Origin of the sequence: Streptomyces sp. NPDC048442, from assembly GCF_040651475.1 — a bacterium.
Taxonomy (GTDB): domain Bacteria; phylum Actinomycetota; class Actinomycetes; order Streptomycetales; family Streptomycetaceae; genus Streptomyces.
Genome location: NZ_JBEZKB010000013.1, coordinates 88,290 through 102,649 on the forward strand (window position 1 = coordinate 88,290; position 14,360 = coordinate 102,649).

The 14,360-nt window shown below is 71.5% G+C and carries 12 protein-coding genes and 1 pseudogene; 5 read left to right on the forward strand and 8 right to left on the reverse strand.

The genetic code is table 11. The annotated features are described in order from the left end of the window. Positions 1–58: 58 nt before the first annotated feature. The 3 genes from AB0D18_RS20805 to AB0D18_RS20815 all read right to left on the reverse strand — a co-directional run bounded on the left by AB0D18_RS20805 (position 59) and on the right by AB0D18_RS20815 (position 3,124). The gene (locus AB0D18_RS20805; protein ID WP_362420373.1) at positions 59–583 is read right to left on the reverse strand and encodes a DinB family protein; all 525 of its coding nucleotides are present in this window, start codon (positions 581–583) and stop codon (positions 59–61) included. A gap of 125 nt (positions 584–708) precedes the next feature. Then, a complete protein-coding gene (locus AB0D18_RS20810) occupies positions 709–2,166 on the reverse strand; it encodes an aldehyde dehydrogenase family protein (protein ID WP_362420376.1) in 1,458 nt (485 codons plus the stop codon). A gap of 94 nt (positions 2,167–2,260) precedes the next feature. Further along, the gene (locus AB0D18_RS20815; protein WP_362420379.1) at positions 2,261–3,124 is read right to left on the reverse strand and encodes a helix-turn-helix transcriptional regulator; all 864 of its coding nucleotides are present in this window, start codon (positions 3,122–3,124) and stop codon (positions 2,261–2,263) included. Positions 3,125–3,472: 348 nt separating this feature from the next. Between AB0D18_RS20815 and AB0D18_RS20820 the strand changes: the two genes are divergently transcribed. After that, positions 3,473–3,964 carry an ATP-binding protein gene (locus AB0D18_RS20820; protein WP_362420382.1) on the forward strand — a complete coding sequence of 164 codons (492 nt, stop codon included), beginning with the start codon at positions 3,473–3,475 and terminating at the stop codon, positions 3,962–3,964. Between the two features lie 129 nt (positions 3,965–4,093). On the opposite strand, the gene AB0D18_RS20825 is transcribed toward AB0D18_RS20820, so the two are convergent. After that, the gene (locus AB0D18_RS20825) at positions 4,094–4,336 is read right to left on the reverse strand and encodes a DUF397 domain-containing protein (protein ID WP_362420385.1); all 243 of its coding nucleotides are present in this window, start codon (positions 4,334–4,336) and stop codon (positions 4,094–4,096) included. Between the two features lie 228 nt (positions 4,337–4,564). Between AB0D18_RS20825 and AB0D18_RS20830 the strand changes: the two genes are divergently transcribed. Next, positions 4,565–5,074: a hypothetical protein gene (locus AB0D18_RS20830; RefSeq protein WP_362420388.1), complete on the forward strand. Its 510-nt coding sequence runs from the start codon at positions 4,565–4,567 to the stop codon at positions 5,072–5,074. Between the two features lie 85 nt (positions 5,075–5,159). Here AB0D18_RS20830 and AB0D18_RS20835 read toward each other — a convergent pair whose 3' ends face one another. Continuing rightward, complete coding sequence (locus tag AB0D18_RS20835; RefSeq protein WP_362420391.1) at positions 5,160–7,376, reverse strand: FUSC family protein; 2,217 nt, start codon at positions 7,374–7,376, stop codon at positions 5,160–5,162. Positions 7,377–7,594: 218 nt separating this feature from the next. Between AB0D18_RS20835 and AB0D18_RS20840 the strand changes: the two are divergent. Continuing rightward, positions 7,595–8,153 (forward strand): annotated as a pseudogene (locus tag AB0D18_RS20840) (response regulator transcription factor). A gap of 168 nt (positions 8,154–8,321) precedes the next feature. Here the strand turns inward: AB0D18_RS20840 and AB0D18_RS20845 are convergent. The 3 genes from AB0D18_RS20845 to AB0D18_RS20855 all read right to left on the reverse strand — a co-directional run bounded on the left by AB0D18_RS20845 (position 8,322) and on the right by AB0D18_RS20855 (position 11,636). Beyond that, the gene (locus AB0D18_RS20845) at positions 8,322–9,563 is read right to left on the reverse strand and encodes a DUF2786 domain-containing protein (protein ID WP_362420394.1); all 1,242 of its coding nucleotides are present in this window, start codon (positions 9,561–9,563) and stop codon (positions 8,322–8,324) included. A gap of 108 nt (positions 9,564–9,671) precedes the next feature. Continuing rightward, a complete protein-coding gene (locus tag AB0D18_RS20850; protein WP_362420397.1) occupies positions 9,672–10,511 on the reverse strand; it encodes a nitrilase-related carbon-nitrogen hydrolase in 840 nt (279 codons plus the stop codon). Between the two features lie 180 nt (positions 10,512–10,691). Further along, complete coding sequence (locus tag AB0D18_RS20855; protein ID WP_362420401.1) at positions 10,692–11,636, reverse strand: hypothetical protein; 945 nt, start codon at positions 11,634–11,636, stop codon at positions 10,692–10,694. 217 nt (positions 11,637–11,853) lie between these two features. Between AB0D18_RS20855 and AB0D18_RS20860 the strand changes: the two genes are divergently transcribed. Both AB0D18_RS20860 and AB0D18_RS20865 read left to right on the forward strand, forming a co-directional pair. Then, the gene (locus AB0D18_RS20860; RefSeq protein ID WP_362420404.1) at positions 11,854–13,548 is read left to right on the forward strand and encodes a bifunctional 3'-5' exonuclease/DNA polymerase; all 1,695 of its coding nucleotides are present in this window, start codon (positions 11,854–11,856) and stop codon (positions 13,546–13,548) included. Between the two features lie 119 nt (positions 13,549–13,667). After that, positions 13,668–14,357 (forward strand): thioredoxin domain-containing protein, encoded by a 690-nt coding sequence (locus AB0D18_RS20865; protein ID WP_362420407.1) that lies wholly within the window; start codon positions 13,668–13,670, stop codon positions 14,355–14,357. The last annotated feature ends 3 nt before the right edge of the window (positions 14,358–14,360 follow it).

A 14,360-nucleotide genomic window follows, 5' to 3' on the forward strand; every position in this document is an offset into this window, starting at 1 on the left:
GCCCCGCCCCGGCTTCCGCCCCGCCCCGGTCACTCGCCAGGAGGCTCGGGTACCGCCGCTACTCGCCCAGTTCGTACGAGTTCTTGCCGTCCAGGGACTCGCGGATGATGTCCGCGTGGCCCGCGTGCCGGCCCATCTCGGTGATCAGGCGCAGCAGCACCCAGCGCAGCGAGACGTCCTCCTTGGGGAACCAGGGGGCCTCGGGCAGCGGGAAGGTGGACTCCAGGTCGGCGGTGCGGCTGAACTCGGCGCCCTTGCGGGCCACTTCTTCCCACTGGGCGAGCTTCGAGGCGACCGTCTCGCCCTTCTCCGGGACCAGGCGGAAGCTCTCGTCCCAGTCGGCCTCGGTGCGCTGGACGGGCTCGATGTCGCAGCCGGCCATGGCGAGCCAGTTCTGCTCGACTTCGGTGACGTGCTTGAGCAGGCCGGAGAGGGACAGCTCACTGGCGCTGGGCGTGGTCGCCGCCTGCTCGTCGGTGAGGCCGCGCAGCGCGTTGCGGATGCCCTTGCGCTGCTCGTCCAGGAAGGCGAGGAGTGTGCTGGCCTCGTCGGTGCAGTTGTCGGCGCTGACGTGCAGGACCATGATGGCCGCCCTTCGGTGGTATTTCGAGGAGGGGACTCGCTCGGAACAACCACTACGTTAGGGCGGCTTGCGGACAGGTTCAGTCCTGAATCGCGGCCTCGGGAAAAGGAATCCGGCAGGGGAATCTAGAAGGGGAATTCGGAGCGGCCGTGCTGCACCGAGATCCACTTCTGGGTGGTGAAGACATCGACCGTCGACTCGCCGTTCATCCGGCCGACGCCGGACGCCTTCTCGCCGCCGAAGGCGACGAGCGGGTCGTCCTGGATGGTCGAGTCGTTGATGTGGATCATGCCGGTCTCGATGCGCTTCGCGAAGCGGACGCCGCGCTCGACGTTGCCGGTCATGACGGCGCCGCTCAGTCCGTACGGGCTGTCGTTGGTGATGCGTACCGCCTCGTCCTCGCCGTCGAAGGGCAGCAGGAGAGCGACGGGGCCGAAGATCTCCTGCTCCAGGATGGGCGAGCCGGCGGGCAGCCCGGCCAGGACGGTCGGCTCGACGAGGTTGCCGCGCGTAGCACCCCGTACGAGAGCGGTCGCGCCCTCGGCGAGGGCCTGGTCGACCAGGCCCGACAGGGCGTCGGCGTGGAAGGTGTTGATGACCGGGCCGAGCTGGGTGGCGGGGTCGGCGGGGTCGCCGGTGCGCAGTGCCCGCACCTTCGTGACGAACTTCTCCGTGAACTCCTCTTCCACCGACCGGTCGACGAGGATCCGGTTGGCGGCCATGCAGACCTGGCCCTGGGAGACGAAGCGGCTGAAGACGGCCGCCGAGGCCGCGTAGTCGAGGTCCGCGTCGTCCAGGACCACCAGGGCGCTGTTGCCGCTCAGGGAGAGGATCGTGCGCTTGAAGCGGGCACCGGCGACGGCGGCGACGTGCCGGCCGGTGCGGTCGGAGCCGGTGAAGGAGATCACCTTGGGGACGGGGTGCTCCAGGAGCGCGTCCCCGATCTCGGCTATGTCCGTGACGAGGACGTTGAGGAGTCCGGCGGGCAGCCCCGCGTCCTCAAAGAGGTGGGCGATGAGCCCGCCGCCGACGACGGGGGTGTTCTGGTTCGGCTTGATCACGACGGCGTTGCCGAGGGCGAGGGCGGGGGCGGCGGCCTTGATGCCGGTGAGGAAGGGAAAGTTGAAGGGGCTGATGACGCCGACGACGCCGACCGGGAGCCGGTGGACGCGGTTCTCCTTGCCGGGAACGGGCGAGGCCAGGATGCGGCCCTCGGGGAGCGTGGCCAACTGCGTTGCCTCGCGCAGGAATTCCTTGGCGAGGCGCACCTCGTACGTCGCCTTCACGAACGTACCGCCCACCTCTTCGGTGATCGCGGCGACGATCTCGGGCTCGCGCTCCTCGACGAGGCGCAGCACCCGGTCCACGACGTCGCGGCGGCTGTACGCGTTCACGGCGGCCCAGTCGCGCTGGGCGCGCTCAGCGGCGCGGTAGGCGTCGTCGACCTCGGCGACCGAGGCAACGGTGATCGCGGCGAGCTTCTCCCCGTTGTACGGGTTGAAGTCGATGATGTCCCACGAGCCGCTGCCGGTCCGCCACTCGCCATCGATGTACTGGTGCGCCAGGTCGGTGAAGAAGGACATGCGATCCCTTACTGCTGCCACTGCTGTTGCCACGGTTCCCCTGCGGAGTCTGATGCTCCTGGGGAGTATGAGGTTCCGTCAACGTACATATGGATCAGATCAGTTGAAGGAGTCCACGCAGGACGTCCCGGGTGGCGGAGGGGCTCGGGCAGTCCTCCTGGAGGCGGTCCATGACGCGCTCGTACTGGCCGACCTCGTCGCACTTGTCCAGGTAGAGCGCGCTGGTGAGCTGCTCCAGGTAGACGAGGTCGGAGAGGTCGGACTCCGGGAAGCGCAGCAGGGTGAAGGCGCCGCTCTCGCCCGCGTGGCCGCCGAAGTTGAAGGGCATCACCTGGAGCGTCACGTTGGACCGCTCGGAGATGTCGATCAGGTGCTGCAACTGCCCCCGCATGACGTCCCGGTCGCCGTACGGACGGCGCAGGGCCGCCTCGTCGAGCACGGCGTGGAAGTGCGGGGCACGCTCGGAGACGAGGATCTTCTGCCGCTCCAGGCGCAGCGCGACCCGGCGGTCCACCTCTGCGGCGGTGGCGTGCGGAATGCCGCGCGAGACGACCGCCTGTGCGTACGCCTCGGTCTGCAACAGGCCGTGCACGAACTGGACTTCGTAGATCCGGATCAGTGACGCCGCGCCCTCAAGCCCGACGTACGTCTGGAACCAGCCGGGCAGTACGTCGCCGAAGCTGTGCCACCAGCCCGCGAGATTGGCCTCACGGGCCAGTGCGAGCAGCGACTCGCGCTCCGCCCCGTCCGTGACCCCGTAGAGCGTGAGCAGATCCTCTACGTCCCTGGCCTTGAAGCTCACCCGTCCCAACTCCATGCGGCTGATCTTCGATTCGGATGCACGGATCGAGTAGCCGGCCGCCTCGCGGGTGATGCCGCGCGACTCGCGCAGCCGCCTGAGCTGAGAGCCGAGCAGGATGCGACGCACCACTGATCCGCTCGACTCGCCTGCGGTCACTTCTCCGGCCCTCCCTCTCGTTCATGTGTGCGCGAGGCCCTCCCCCAGGGTCCCGAGAGGGCGAAGTCTGCCACCAAAACGCTTCAGCCTGTACGCATTCGGTTACGGAAATGGCAAGGCCGTGAAAGTGGTTGGAGGAAGAAATGAGCAAGAAACGGCACTCTGTTGCCCAAGTCAGGCGCGTGCACGTGCATCTGCCCTTGCATCTGCCGTACGCATTCGGGAACCTTGGTCCGCGCGCACGTATGACTACTGCTGCATCGCTGCTGCATTCGCTGTCGCACCGCCGCTGTAGAGCTGCTGCATCACCGCCGTATCGCCAGGACCGCGAACCCGGGAGCGCCTCGCATGGGGATGAATGGATCGACCATGCTCGTGCCGTTACGGCAGGGCCTGCCCCCCATCGACCCCTCGTCGGTGTCCACCTCGGCTTCCTGCGCGCTGCCCGCGCGGTACGAAGCGGTGGGCGGGGCACGGAAGTTCACCCGCAGCACGCTGTGCCAGTGGGACCTGGAGAGCAGATTCGACGACGTGGCCCTGGTGGTCTCCGAGCTCGTCACCAACGCTCTGCGGCATGCCCTGCCCGCCGACACCCCGCGCGAGAACGATCCGCCGGTGCGGCTGCATCTGATGCGCTGGAGCTCGCGGCTGGTGTGCGCGGTACGTGATCCCAGCCATGACGGGCCGGCGGCGCGCGAGAGCGACGACTTCTCGGCGGAGTCCGGGCGCGGGCTCTTCCTGGTGGACTCGTTCAGCGACAGCTGGGGGTGGCACCCGCTGGCCGGGACGCTGCACGGCAAGGTCGTGTGGGCGCTGTTCCGGCTGCAGGGCGAGCAGTAGCGCTCCGCACCCTGCGAGCAGTGGCCCGTCTGCTCCCGAGTTTACTCCCGCGCCTGCCCCTGCTCTCGCATCTGCCCCTGCAGGTTCTCTGCCCCCGCAAGCCTGCGGCAGGCCGGGTTCCCCCGTGCGTCAGTTTCCTGCCGTCAGGTGGTCGAACTCGCCGTCCTTGATGCCGAGCAGCATCGCCTCTATCTCCGCCCGTGTGTAGACGAGCGCGGGCCCCTCGGGGTACCGCGAGTTCCGCACGGCAACGTTGCCACCGGGCAGCTTCGCGAACTCCACACAGGAGCCCTGCGAATTGCTGTGCCTGCTCTTCTGCCAGACCACTCCGTGGAGCTCTGTGGCAGCCATGCCGTTGTATGCGTGGTGCACAGGTCGCTCCCGGAAGTACTGGTGTCAACTGACCCGGATCATAGCTTCGTTCACCTGCCGATGCATGGGCAGATGCACGTGCACGCGGGGTTGCCTCTTGACTACAGAACCGGATGCCTCTATTGGCACCCATTCCGTACGGACTCCTTCAAGAGACGCCCTGGTAGCTTGACGCGTTCCTTCCACCTGCCAATTGATCCACTGGCAACAGCACATGGGGAGTCTGGAGTGCACAGTCACATACGCAGCGGCGCCGGGGCGGCCGCGCTCGCGGCCGCTCTTCTGCTGACCGGATGCAGCAGCGACGGCAACGGCGGCGGCGACGCAAAGGGCAGCGCCAAACCGCCGGCCGCCACCTCCGGCGCAGGGACCGGCGGCGAGACCGGAGCGCCCTCCGGGGACGCGGGGAACGCCGACATCAAGGGCTCCTGGATGGCGACCACCCACGGCAAACTCGTCGTCCTGACCGTCCAGGACGACATGGCAGGCATCGCGGGCGAGCACCTGTGCACGGGGCGCACGGTCCGCACGGGGAAGGTCTCCCTGGACCTCAAGTGCGCGAACGGCAACACCGATCGCACGAAGGGCGAGGTGACCGTCGGAGCGGACGGCAAGACCCTCACCGTGAAGTGGGAGGGCAGCGGGATCGAGGACAAGTTCTCCAAGGCGCCGTCGGACGCGCTGCCCACGCGGATACCGACGGACATGCCGTCGATGCCGAAGCTGCCGGAGTCCTAACTCCGGCTCTTGGCTCAGAACACCTCGTTCAGAACCACCTCGTTCGGAGCACCTCGTTCAGAACACCTCGTTCGGAGCACCTCCTCTATGAGGTGACGGCGGCCGCGCTTCCCTTGGGGCGCGGCCCTTCGCCTGCCAGGGCGTCGGTGAGTTCGTCCAGCGCTTCGAGGAGGAGCCCGGCTCCCTTGCGTACGACCTTGTCGTCGCCGACTGCGTGGTCGGAGTAGTCCGCCTCCCACGCGGCCAGGGCGGCACGGTAGGTGTCCCACTTCGGGGCGCGGCGTTCGCGCACGGCGCGGGCCGCGTCGGTGACGTCGCGGTGCAGCGCGTCCGCGAGGGAGGCGGCGGCCGGTACGGGTGTGGTGTCGCGGGCCGGGAGGTGCGCCTCCATCAGCATGGCGACGCGGGCGAGCTGGGCGAGGGCGTGCGGGGCGTCGGCGGCTGCTGCGCGGGACAGGCCGCGGTGCCGTACGGGTTCGTTGGCGGCCCGCTCCAGGGCGTCCTTCCAGGCGACCCGCGCCTCGCGGGTGCCGAGCAGGGTCTCCCGCACGGCCTCGCGCGGGGCGCCGGCGGGGTCGGCGTACCGCTGGAGGACGGCGGAGGCGTAACGGCCGTCGGCGATCAGCCAGTCGGCGAGGCGGGTGCGCAGGCGCGGGGTCTCCCAGGCCGGGTAGACGGCGTACGCGAGCATCGCGAGGAGCCCGCCCGCCAGGGTCAGTACGACGCGCTCGGGGACGGTCTGGGTCCACTGGAGGCCGCCCATGCCGAGCAGGAAGACGACGTACGCGGCGACGAAGACCTGCGTGACGGCGTAGCCGGTGCGCAGCAGCAGGAACATCAGGAAGGCGCATCCGACGGCGAGCCCCGCCGACAGCCGGGTGTCCGGGTGGGTGAGCTGGACGAGGCCGGTGGCGAGGGCGACGCCCAGCAGGGTGCCGCCGAAGCGGGCGACGGCGCGCGAGTACGTCTGCGAGAAGTCCGGCCGCATGATCATGACGGCGGCCATGGGCGCCCAGTAGCTGTGGCCGAGCGGGAGCAACGACGCGACGGCGTACCCGGTGGCGCTGACCGCGGCGACGCGCAGGGCGTGCCGCAGTACCGGGGAGTCGCGGCGCAGTTCGCCGCGCATGGCGCGCAGGGCGACCGGGAACAGCTCCAGAACCGTGGGCCGGTGCAGGTGGTCGTCGGGGTCGGCACGGTGCTCGGGGCGGCGGGCGACGCGGCGGGCGGCGTTGCGGGCGAGGCGGGCGGCGGTGCGGTAGGCGGTGTCCTCTTTGAGGCTGCGTTCGGGGCCGGTGCTCCGGGAATTGGTGGTGCCACTGCCCTGGGCGGTCTCGATCACGTCCCGCAGCAGGGTGATCAGCCGGGACTCCGCGCGGCGGGCGGGACCGGTAAGGACGGCGCCTTCCTTGGGGACGGCGAGCACCGCTCGGGCCGCCGGGGACATCGTGACGGGCTCGCCCTTGCGGACGGCGCGGGCGGCGGCGTCGAGGGTGGACCCGGCGGCGGCGAGCAGCTCGCGGACCCGGGCGCGTTCCTCGCCCTCGGCGGGGACGCCGAGGGCCGGGTCGGCGAGGGAGGCGAGGACGGGGCGGATACGTTCCGCCAGACCGCGGGTGCCGTGCAGTTCGGCGGGGCGGCGGCGGGCCTGGCGGGGTGTGATCGCGGCGGCGTGGCGGGCGGTCATCAGGGGCTCGGGGTCGAACGGGGCGACGGGGTCGTGCCGCAGCCGTCGCGCGTAGTCGGCCTCGGCCGCGAGGGCGTCGGCGAGGGCGTCGCGCTGGGCGCCCCAGCGGCGGACCGGGAAGAGGACGATCAGCGCCGCCTGGACGACCCCGCCCATCATGATCATTCCCGCGTGGCCTGCGGCTGCGGCGACGGAGGTCGGGAGGGTGACGGTCACCAGCATGATCGCCACGTTCGAGCTGGCGATCATGCCTGCGGTGGGGCCGACCGCCCACGCCATGCCCGAGAGGAACGTCCACAGGGCCAGCAGGCTGATGAACAGCACCGGGTGAGCGCCGGTCAGGTACCCGACAAAGGTCGTCACGGCGAGGCTCGCGCCCGAGGCGAGGGCGAGGACGGGGCGGGTGCGCCAGCTGCGCTGGAAGGTCGCCAGGGCGGCCTGGAAGGCGCCGAAGGCGGAGCTGGCTGCGACGGCGGGGCCGAAGAGGTGGAGGGCGGTGCCGACGACCAGGGCGAGGCCGATGGCGGCTCGGACCGCGATGAGGGGGTCGAGGCGCTGAGGCTCGACCGTCAGCCCGGAGCGGGCGGTGTCCTTCAGGGCTTTGAGCCAGCTCATGGGGACGAGGGTAATGGCTGGGGGTGGGAGGGGACGGAGTGGGGCAAGTGGGGTGGGGTGGGGCGGGGCGGGGCGGTCGCGAGGGCGGGCGGTCGGGGGGTTGTGCTCCGCGTGGGGGCCGCTACCTTGCCCACCCGCCCCCAAGCTCTCGGCTTCGCTCGAACAGGGAGGGACCCCCGCCAACGGGTCGGCTTGACGACGCGTCCGTACGGGACGGAATGGAGCTCGTGCTGCGACGGCACGGGTACGCCGTCGACACGGCGGCCACCGGCGAGGAGGCCCTGGCGCTGCTGACTGGACCCGGCGACGGCAAGATCGAGCCGGCCGTGCTCGTCCTGATGCTGCCCGGCATGGACGGCTTCGAGGTGTGCAGCCGCATCCGCGCCCGTCCTGGAGGCCCGCATCCGGGCCGCGCTGCGGCGCGCGGAACCGTCACTGCGGCAGGGCCCCGACACCGCTCAGGACGGCGACCCGGCCGGCGGTCCGGGCGGCCTGGTGATCGACCGCGCCGGGCTGACCGTCACCAAGAACGGCACACCGGTGCCGCTGCCGCCCACCGAACTGCTGATGCTGCTGCTCGAACTGTCGGCCTCCCCCTGCCGGGTCTTCAGCCGTGAGCAGCTCCTCGAATCCGTCTGGGACCACACCTTCCTGGGCGACTCCCGGATCGTGGACGCGGCGGTCGGCAGGCTGCGGGCCAAGCTGGAGGACGTACCGGTGAAGCCGCGGTACGTACAGACGGTGCGGGGCTTCGGCTACCGCTTCGGGCCGCTGTGAACCGCACGAACGACAGCAGGACTAACGACATCAGGACAAACGACAGCAGGGCCAAAGGACATCAGGGCCAACACCGGCAAAGACACGTCCGCCTCAAAGAGGCGCTCGCGGCGCCTCTTCGGCGGGCTGCGCACCCGGCTCGTCGTCGCCTTCGTCGTCGTGGTCGCGTCAACGCGTGATCCGGTCCCGCGGCCCCCGCGCCCCGTGCACCGAGGCCCGGTCCGCCGCCGCCGTCCCGTGCTCCCAGCCCGCCAGGTCGTTCACGCCACGCACGCGCGTGGACGTGGTGCGCGGGAACATCTGCTCCGCCCGGTCGGTGACCGCCACGTCCCGTGCGGCGAGGACCGGCAGCAGGGACCCGCCCGCTTCCTGGGCTCCGGCCTCCTCCACCACGTGCTCGGTGGCCTCCGCCAGCCGGGTGCCGAGCCTGCTCGCGTACGCCGTCAGGAACGACTGCCGGAAGGACTTGGTGCGCTTGCGCCCGCCGGCCCGCTGGGCGGCCTCCGCGCGGGTCATCGCGGCCGTCCCCTGCACGAGCAGCGAGGTGTGGAGCAGCTCGACGGCCTCCAGGTCGGCCTCGAAGCCGACGACCGTGGAGAACCCGAACTCGCTGTTCCACACGGACCGGCAGCGGTTCGCCGTCGCGACCGCGTCGAGAAGGATCGCCTTCGCCGTCTCGTACGGTGCGTCGACGCCGATGCGGCAGGCGCCGGGCCCGTCCGCGGAGTGTCCCTGCGCTGCGAGGACGGCGTCGTCGATGCTGTGCCGCGCCATCAGCTCCTGCGCCTTCCCGGTGAGCGCCTCGGCCTCCTCCGGGTAGTCCGTGGCCTCCGCCTTGGCGAGCAGCGCGCGTATCCGGGTGAGCATGCGGGGTTCGCCGGGTGCGGCCTGCAGCTGCTGCACGAGCGGGGAGGCGCCGGGCGCGGGCCCGACGGGCTCGATCGTGGGGAGCCGGATCAGCAGCCGCAGCAGCTCCAGTACGGCGGTGGCCAGGGAGAAGCGGTCGGTCTTCTCGCGGCGGGCGAGTGCGGCGGCGTACAGCTCATCGCTCTTCCACCGGACCGGCCCGTCCTGGACGCCCAGTTCCCGCAGCTGCTCCTGCCAGCGCGGCGGCACGTACGCGCGGGCGGCAGCGCGGTGGCGGTGCTCGGCGGCGATCAGGTCGGCGAGGAGGCGTATGTGCACCTCTTTGAGGTCGCGGCGGACGAGGCGGGCGACGTCGGCCGGCTGCCAGCCCCGGTCCCAGGCGCGGCGCACGAACTCCTCGCCCCGTCGCAGTACTTCACGTCCCGCGTCCGCCCAGGGGGCGGCGGCGAGCAGTGAGGCGCCGAGGTCGAGGTCGTCGTCGCCCGTTCCGTACAGCGCGGAAAACGCCTGGTCGGCGCCCGGGAAGGCGGCAGTGTCGGTCAACGTATCTCCTCGATCGGGCTCACCCTTCTGGTATACCGCGCCCGGCCGTGAAGCCCTTCCTCGGCTAAGCCCGTACTCGGCTGTCGCCGGAGCCCGCTCAGCCGCTGCTCAGCTGTCGCCGCCCTCGTCGATCAGACGGCCGACCTCGCGCGACACCAGGCTCAGCCTGGCCTCGGCGACGAGCGGCACCGCACGGCGCTGGCGGCGGGCCTCGGGCACCGAGATGTCGGCGGTGACCAGAGCGGCCTCCCACTTGGGGGCCTGGGCGACGACCATGCCGCGCGGGTCGACGACGCGGGAGCCGCCCCAGAAGGACGCCCCGTTCTCGCTGCCGACGCGGTTCACGAAGATCACCCAGCACTGCAGCATGCGGGCCGTGTAGGACAGCAGGCTGTCCCAGTACAGGCCGGTGTCCATCGCCTCGGGGTCGAGGGAGGCCGCGCTGTTGGCGGGGACGACGACGACCTCGGCGCCGTCCTGCACGGCGATCCAGGGCAGCACGGGCTGCCAGGCGTCGTTGCAGATGAGCGTGGCCGCCCGGCCCCGCCCGCCGGGCAGGTCGTACGCCTTCAGCGACTGGCCGGGGCTGACGTGCTTGCGCTCCTCCCAGGCCAGGTAGTTCGGGAGGTACAGCTTGCGGTGGGCGTGCAGCAGGGAGCCGGCCGCGTAGTACGCCGAGGTGTTGTACGCCCTCATGGAGGTGTACTCGTGGAACCCGACGACGACGTCCGCGCCGAGCGTGCCCAGCTCCATCAGCCGCGGGTCGCGGGCTTCGACGGAGGTGTCCTGCTTGAGGGCGCCCAGGTGGTAGCCGTGCAGGCTGAGCTCGGGGAAGACGACGAGGTCGGCGCCCTGGGAGACGGCCTGCCTGATCTGGTCCCGGGCCGCCGCCAGGTTCGCTTCGACGTCGCCGAGGACGCAGTCGGTCTGTGCCAGTGCCACTCGCATGCGTCGAGCGTGACAGCGGCCCGCCCGGTCGGCATCCCGGGCGCGCCGTGCGGCCGTACATCCACGTGCGCGGACCGCCGCTACCGCTACCGCTACCTCCAGTGCTACTGACGTGGGCTGCGGGCCGTCGCTACCGCTACCGCTACCTCCAGTGCTACTGGCGGGGGCTGCGGGCCGCCGCTACTGCTGCGCGCGTCCCTTGCGCCGTACGACGATCATCGCTGCCACACCCAGCAACACCGCGGCGCCACCGGCGAGGCCGACGACCGGCAGGGCGCCGGAGGTGCCGGTGGAGGCGAGGTTGCCCGTACCGCCCGTACCGCCCGCGACGCCCGTACCGCCCGCGAGCTGCGGGGTGGCGGCGGCCGACCCGGTGGCCGTCGGGACGGTGCTCGGGGTCGCGGTGGGCTTGCCTGCCGGAGTCACCGAAGGACCGCCGGACGGAGTCACCGTGGCAGTCGGCCTGGTGGTCGGCGTGGCGCTCGAAGTGGGCTTCGGACCGGGAGTGCGGGTCGGCTCCGGGGTCGTCCCGGCCGGCTTGACCCCGAAGGTGTCCATCGCGCCCGAACTGCCGCGGCAGGGGGTCTTCACACCGGACGACGGGTTGACGTAGACGTCGTCGACGTAGGCCGTGAAGAACGAGTCGATGAAATTGATCACCGCGGGAATGTCCTTGGCGGCCCGCAGCCGCAGTTCCTGCTTCACCGACTCCTTCGGCTTCAGCGTGCCGAGGTCCGCCAGCGGGCCGCCGTTCCCCTCAAGGGCGACCCACTGGCCGGTCTCCTTCGACTTGTACTCGACGTCCATCCAGGGTCCTGGCTGGTCCTCACCGTTCTCCGTCTGGCGCGCGACGGTCACGCCCCGGCCGACGTTCTTCAGCTCGTCGGCGGAGGTGCTGGTCACCGTGACGGTGTAGGGGGACCAGTCGCCGCCGGCGACGATGGGTCCGGCCACTTCCGACATGGTCGCCTTGATCAGCTTCTGCTCGTAGCCGCCGCCACCCATGGAGACGTCGCTGCAGGAGGGCAACTCCGCAGGTGCGTCCGCGGCGTACGCGACGGGCGCCATGGTGGCGGACAGAGCTGCTGTCGCCACCGCGGCGGCCAGGACATGACGGACGTTCATGGAGCTCCTCTTCCGGTACGGACATTCACACACCCATGTGACTGGTGGGACTGCCGAGAAGTTGTGCGCCAGGAGCAGGGGAATGCGTGTAGATAGCGTGAACGCCCGTACGACACAAGGGCGCCCCCGCCTCCCCACGCGCCGGCCCGCACCTCTCCCGCACCCCCTTCCGCCCGGTCGCGGCGCATTGTCAGACCCCCCTGCCACACTCGATCTCATGAACGACCGGTGGGCTGTCGCCGCGACGGAAGGCGGCGGGGCGCTGCTGGCCCCACTGACCCGGGCCGGCCGCCCCGCCGCCACCCCCTGCCACGAACCGGACCTCGCCGAAGCCGTCCGCTCCCGCCCCGCGGCGACCCGCTGGGTCTGGCGTTCCACCCCCGAGATCTACCCCCGCCTCCTCGCCGCCGGCGTCCGCGTCTCCCGCTGCTACGACATCGAGGACGCCGAGCTCCTCCTCCTCGGCCACGCGGGCCGCCTGGGCGAGCCCCGTTCCGCCGCGGCCTCGTACGCCCGCCTGCACCACCTGCCCGTACCGCCCGATCCCCCGCAGCGCGCCGCCGAGCCCGGCTCCCAGTCCTCGCTGTTCGAGCCGCAGCCGGTGCACCTCCCCTTCGAGGCCCTCCTCCAGGTGTACGAGGACCAGGTCCGCCGGCACGACGCGGCCGACCACCCGGACCGCATGCGCCTGCTGACCGCCGCCGAGTCCGCCGGGATGCTCGTCGCCGCCGAGATGAACCAGTCAGGGCTGCCCTGGCGGGCCGACGTCCACCGGTCCGTACTGGACGAGCTCCTCGGCGAGCGGTACGCGGGCGGCGGCGACCCACGCCGGATGGCCGAGCTGGCGGACCAGGTGTCGGAGGCGTTCGGCCGCCGGGTCCGCCCCGAGCTGCCGGCCGACGTCATCAAGGCGTTCGCGCAGGCCGGGATCAAGGTCAAATCGACCCGGCGCTGGGAGCTCGAAGAGATCGACCACCCGGCCGTCGCCCCGCTGATCGCGTACAAGAAGCTCTACCGGATCCAGACCGCGCACGGCTGGGGCTGGCTCCAGGACTGGGTGCGCGACGGCCGCTTCAGACCCGAGTACCTGCCGGGCGGCACGGTGACCGGCCGCTGGGTGACCAACGGTGGCGGAGCGCTCCAGATCCCCAAGGTCATCCGGCGCGCGGTCGTCGCCGACGAGGGCTGGCGCCTGGTGGTCGCCGACGCCGACCAGATGGAGCCGCGCGTCCTGGCCGCGATCTCCCGCGACCCGGGCCTGATGGACGTCGCGGGCCAGCCGGGCGACCTCTACAAGGCCGTCTCCGACCGGGCCTTCTCCGGTGACCGCGAGGCCGCGAAGCTCGCCGTGCTGGGCGCGGTGTACGGGCAGACCTCCGGCGACGGCCTGAAGAACCTGGCGGCGATGCGCCGGAGGTTCCCGCGTGCCGTGCAGTTCGTGGACGACGCGGCCCGAGCGGGCGAGGAGGGCCGGCTCGTCCGCACGTGGCTGGGCCGGACGTGCCCGCCGGCGGCGGGTTCGGACGACGACGCCGGGGAGGCGGGAATCCCGCAGGACCCGGACGAAGCGCTTGTGGCCGAAGGCGAGTTCACCCCGGGCTACGCCTCGCGCAACAACCGCGCCCGGGGCCGCTTCACCCGCAATTTCGTCGTCCAGGGCAGTGCGGCGGACTGGGCGCTGCTGATGCTGGCGGCGCTGCGGCAGTCCCTGCACGCGGCGGGGATGAAGGCCGAGCTGGTCTTCTTCCAGCACGACGAGGTGATCGTGCACTGCCCGGCGCAGGAGACGGAAGCGGTCGCTGAGGCGATCCGCGCGGCCGGTGAGCTGGCCGGGCGGATCACCTTCGGGGAGACCCCGGTGCGGTTCCCCTTCACGGTGGCGGCGGTGGAGTGCTATGCGGACGCCAAGTAAGTTCCACGCCCACCGGCACCGACACCGGCACCACCACCAGCACCGCCACCACCACCGGCTGGAGATGCGCCGCCCGCCCCCCTGTGCGTATCTGGGAGGGACGAAAAGGAGCCCGGTCCATGTCGCAGCAGCCCGCGCCGTCCCAGTCCCCGCAGTCGTCGCAGTCGTCGCAGTCGTCGCAGTCCGCGCAGTCGTCGCAGTCCCCCCAGCAGCCCCGGACGCCCGCGCACACCACGGGCGAGTCCGGTCTTGTCGTCCCGTACGGAGAGGCGGGCGCGCTCCCGGTCCTCTCCCTCTACGAGGACTTCCGCTGCCCGTACTGCGCGGGCCTGGAGCACAGCGCGGGCGCCGCGATCCGCCGCTTCGCGGACGACGGCCGGCTGCGCCTGGAGTACCACTTCGCGGCGCTCCTCGACTCCATGCTCGGCGGCCGTGGCTCCACGACGGCGCTGAACGCGGCGGGTGCGGCGCTCAACGAGGGCCAGCAGGACTTCAAGACCCTGCACGAGGCCCTCTACGCACAGCAGCCCGACGAGAGCGTCGACTCCTACGGCGACCCCTCGGTCGTGCTCCGGGTCGGCGAGTCCGTGGGCCTGGTCGCGCCCGCCTTCCGCGAGGCGACCATCTCCGGTACGTACGTCCCCTGGGCGGTCTCGGTGGCCGAGGCCTTCGGCCGCAGCGGGGTCCGCGGCACCCCCACGGTCCGCCTCGGCGAGACCTCGATCCACGGCTTCGACCGCGCGGGCCGCCCGCTGCCCGGTGCGGAGGTCACCGCCCAGATAGAGGCGGCGCTCGGGCAGTCGGCGTAGGTC

Excerpts from the sequence above, each read along its gene's own strand:
- AB0D18_RS20835 (WP_362420391.1), bottom strand. The coding sequence starts at position 7,376 with ATGAGCTGGCTCAAAGCCCTGAAGGACACCGCCCGCTCCGGGCTGACG.
- AB0D18_RS20865 (WP_362420407.1), top strand. The coding sequence starts at position 13,668 with ATGTCGCAGCAGCCCGCGCCGTCCCAGTCCCCGCAGTCGTCGCAGTCG.
- AB0D18_RS20810 (WP_362420376.1), bottom strand. The coding sequence starts at position 2,166 with ATGTCCTTCTTCACCGACCTGGCGCACCAGTACATCGATGGCGAGTGG.
- AB0D18_RS20855 (WP_362420401.1), bottom strand. The coding sequence starts at position 11,636 with ATGAACGTCCGTCATGTCCTGGCCGCCGCGGTGGCGACAGCAGCTCTG.
- AB0D18_RS20850 (WP_362420397.1), bottom strand. The coding sequence starts at position 10,511 with ATGCGAGTGGCACTGGCACAGACCGACTGCGTCCTCGGCGACGTCGAA.
- AB0D18_RS20805 (WP_362420373.1), bottom strand. The coding sequence starts at position 583 with ATGGTCCTGCACGTCAGCGCCGACAACTGCACCGACGAGGCCAGCACA.
- AB0D18_RS20860 (WP_362420404.1), top strand. The coding sequence starts at position 11,854 with ATGAACGACCGGTGGGCTGTCGCCGCGACGGAAGGCGGCGGGGCGCTG.
- AB0D18_RS20820 (WP_362420382.1), top strand. The coding sequence starts at position 3,473 with ATGGGGATGAATGGATCGACCATGCTCGTGCCGTTACGGCAGGGCCTG.